At 63.6% G+C, this 2324-nt stretch carries 3 protein-coding genes; all 3 read right to left on the reverse strand.

Going from position 1 to position 2324, the window contains the following annotated elements; genetic code table 11:
• Nucleotides 1–99: 99 nt before the first annotated feature.
• Nucleotides 100–822, reverse strand: a complete 723-nt coding sequence (locus tag J8I26_RS22505) for an ABC transporter ATP-binding protein (protein WP_209609446.1) — start codon at nt 820–822, stop codon at nt 100–102.
• A 161-nt stretch (nt 823–983) separates the two neighbouring features.
• The gene (locus J8I26_RS22510; RefSeq protein ID WP_079216175.1) at nt 984–1751 is read right to left on the reverse strand and encodes an ABC transporter ATP-binding protein; all 768 of its coding nucleotides are present in this window, start codon (nt 1749–1751) and stop codon (nt 984–986) included.
• Between the two features lie 15 nt (nt 1752–1766).
• Nucleotides 1767–2324 (reverse strand): branched-chain amino acid ABC transporter permease (locus J8I26_RS22515; protein ID WP_209609448.1); only part of this gene is annotated, 558 nt, incomplete at its 5' end.

Here is a 2324-nt window from a genome sequence, read left to right on the forward strand (position 1 = left end):
TCGTCGCGCCTCACCGATGACCGCGCCAGCAATAAAAAAGCCGCATGCGAACATGCGGCTCTTTGGTCTTGCAATACGCCTGCGAGCGCGAAGAGAAACTCAACCCTCACCCAGATAAGCCGCCTTCACCCGCGGATCGCTCAGCATCTCCTTGGCGTTGCCGTTCATGGTGATCAGGCCCGACTCCATCACGTAACCGCGATGCGCCGCCTCCAGCGCCAGCTTGGCGTTTTGCTCCACCAGCAGGATCGTGATGCCCTGCGCCGACACGTTGCGGATCACCTCGAAGATCTTTTCCACCATGATCGGCGACAAGCCCATCGACGGTTCGTCCAGCAGCAGCAGCTTGGGGTGGCTCATCAGCGCGCGCGCCATCGCCAGCATCTGCTGCTCGCCGCCCGACAAGGTGCCGGCCATCTGCGCCGCGCGCTCCTTCAGGCGCGGGAAGACTTCAAACCACTTGTCGATGTCGGCCGCGATCTGGCCCTTGTCGTCACTGGTGTAGGCGCCCATCAGCAGGTTTTCCTGGATGCTCATGCGCGTAAAGACGCCGCGGCCTTCCGGCACCATGGCCAGCTTGTCCTTCACCAGCTCGAAGGATTTCTTGCCCTTCAGGCCCTGGCCCAGGTACTCGATATGGCCATCCACGCGGCTAGCGGGCAGCGTGCCGGTGATGGCCTTCAGGGTGGTGGTCTTGCCGGCGCCGTTGGCGCCGATCAGCGTGACCAGTTCGCCTTCGTTGACCTCAAGGCTGATGCCCTTCACCGCCTGGATGCCGCCGTAGGCGACCGACAGGCTTTCTACTTTAAGGATATTCGTCATCGTTTCTCAATCTCGAATAATGTTCTGACTACTCTGTGGCATGCCGCGAGCGCCGTAGCGAGCGGCCGCAGGCGTGCAGGAGAAGCACAGCCGTACGCAGGTACGGCGAGCATCGCAGTGCGCGCCTGCGGTCGCGCAGTAGGCGAACGCGGCATGCAATATCAATGGCCGGCGCCCAAGTAGGCCTCGATGACCGCTGGGTTCTTCTGTACATCCGCCGGCACGCCCTCGGCAATCGGCTTGCCGTAGTCCAGCACCGTGATGCGGTTGCACAGGCCCATCATCAGTTTGACATCGTGTTCGATCAGCAGGATGGTCTTGCCTTCGGCCTGGATCTTTACCAGCAACTCGCGCAGGCCCAGCTTCTCGGTGGCGTTCATGCCGGCCGCCGGTTCGTCCAGCGCCAGCAGTTGCGGATCGGTGGCCAGCGCGCGGGCGATCTCCAGGCGGCGCTGGTCGCCGTAGGAGAGGTGACGCGCAGTGCGCTTGGCGAACTGGCCGATGCCCACGAAGTCCAGCAGCTGTTGCGACTTGGCGCGGATCTGCGCTTCTTCTTCACGCGCGGCCTTGTGGCGGAACACGGCGCCGAAGACGTTCTGCTTGGTGCGCACGTGGCAGCCGACCATGACGTTTTCCAGCACCGTCATCTCGCCGAACAGGCGGATGTTCTGGAAGGTGCGCGCAATGCCGGCCTTGGCCACTTCGTGCGGCGCGCTCGGGCTGTACGGCTTGCCGTCCAGCTCGAAGCTGCCGGTGTCGGGCTGGTACAGGCCGGTGATGACGTTGAAGAAGGTGGTCTTGCCGGCGCCGTTGGGGCCGATCAGGCCGTAGATCTGGCCGCGTTCAATCGTGATGCCCACGCCGTTCAGGGCCTGCAGGCCGCCGAAGCGTTTGCTCACGTCACGGATCTTGAGCAGTGTTTGTGTCATGTCTGGTTCTCCTGCTTAGGCTTTGACTTCGCCGGTGGATCCGACGGAGGCGTGGTCTGCTTCCGGACGGTCTTCATGGCGCGGCGAGGGCCACAATCCGGCCGGGCGCGTCAACATGATGACCACCATGGCCAGGCCGTAGAGCAGCTGGCGCAGCACTTCGGCATCGATCCAGACACGACCGAAAATGGCCATCTGCAGCGGCTCCACCACGTGGCGCAGCACTTCCGGCAAGGCCGCCAAAATCACGCCGCCCAGCACCACGCCGGGGATGTGGCCAATGCCGCCCAGCACCACCATGGCCAGCACAGCAATGGATTCGGTCAGCGAGAAGGATTCGGGCGACACGAAGCCCTGGAAGGCGCCGAACATGGCGCCCGAGACGCCGCCGAACGACGCGCCCATGGCAAAGGCCAGCAGCTTGACGTTGCGGGTGTTGATGCCCATCGCCTTGGCGGCGATTTCATCTTCGCGGATTGCCACCCAGGCGCGGCCCAGGCGCGAATCCTGCAGCCGCACCGAGAAGAAGATCACGCCGATGCACAGCAGCAGGAACAGGAAGTAGTAGGCGTT

The sequence above is a fragment of the Herbaspirillum sp. LeCh32-8 genome (genome assembly GCF_017814915.1).
Lineage (GTDB): Bacteria > Pseudomonadota > Gammaproteobacteria > Burkholderiales > Burkholderiaceae_D > Herbaspirillum.